Raw genomic sequence first — 940 nt, 5'->3', positions numbered from 1 at the left:
GATTATAATAAATATCTGCAGATAACAGGAATAAAAAAACCTCCCATTAATATTCTGGTAAAAGAGTACCCATCCTTGCAAAAAGATGATTACTCTGTTGGTGTGACCTGGCAACAGGCAAAAGATTATTGTCAGTGGCTAGGTAAGGAGTCCGATAAAAATATTGATTTACCGACAGAAGCACAATGGGAATATGCGGCAAGGTCAAGAGGGCAGTATCTTCCTTTTTCGACTAATAATGGAAATTTCGAGCTTGGTTCTAATATACCTGAACAAAAGAAATTAGATGAATACACAGATGGTTATGGTTTTCCTATTTATCCAATTGGGAAATATCCTCCGAATCCGCTAGGTTTATACGATATGGGGCTAAGTGGAGCCGAATGGAGTAATGATTGGTATTCAACTGATTATTATTCCCACTCCCCTGTTTATGATCCTCAAGGTCCAGTTAAGGGTAATGAAAAAGTTTTAAGGGGGTATGTTGGCGGAGATCGTCAGTATGCCTTGACTATATTCAGGCAATCGTCACAACCTGTGCCAAAATTTGCTGGGCGTGATGATTATCAAAAGTTTGGAGTTAGTCCTCTTTTTGTATTTCGTTGCGTTATTAATAAATAATATCGTTTGACTGTAATACTATATTATAGTCGGAACGCTCAATGAATATAATATTCCGCTGGACAGCCTGTTTAAACCTGTCCCGGATAGCCTGATGTCAGAATATCTTGCCATGATCGACGACCAGCACCCGACGGGTACAATGACTGCCTGATGCAATGGCTGAGGTGATAAGATGAGAAAATTAATCGTAGTTGCTTCTGTTGCTGCCAGTTTACTGCTCGGGTGTGACCAGAAGAGTACTGACAAGCGTGAAACCCTGTCTGAAGCGCTTGTTGCTAAGTCACTCTCTAACATGGTTCCCGTTCAGGGCGGCGAG

At 41.1% G+C, this 940-nt stretch carries 2 protein-coding genes and 1 pseudogene; all 3 read left to right on the top strand.

Annotated elements, in window-relative coordinates; translation table 11 throughout:
• Positions 1 to 621, top strand: a 621-nt coding sequence (locus HMPREF9538_RS29630) for a formylglycine-generating enzyme family protein (protein ID WP_009484595.1), incomplete at its 5' end; no start/stop codon positions are given.
• 52 nt (positions 622 to 673) lie between these two features.
• Entirely contained in the window at positions 674 to 775 is a 102-nt protein-coding gene (locus tag HMPREF9538_RS32165; protein ID WP_071787070.1) for a hypothetical protein, read from the top strand.
• A gap of 21 nt (positions 776 to 796) precedes the next feature.
• A pseudogene (locus HMPREF9538_RS18405) lies at positions 797 to 940 on the top strand (sulfatase modifying factor 1); the annotation flags it as partial.

The sequence above is a fragment of the Klebsiella sp. MS 92-3 genome, assembly GCF_000195655.1.
GTDB classification, from domain to species: Bacteria; Pseudomonadota; Gammaproteobacteria; order Enterobacterales; family Enterobacteriaceae; genus Klebsiella; species Klebsiella pneumoniae.
Note: the sequence above shows the minus strand (reverse complement) of the source record. Positions and strands in the feature narration are given on the sequence as shown.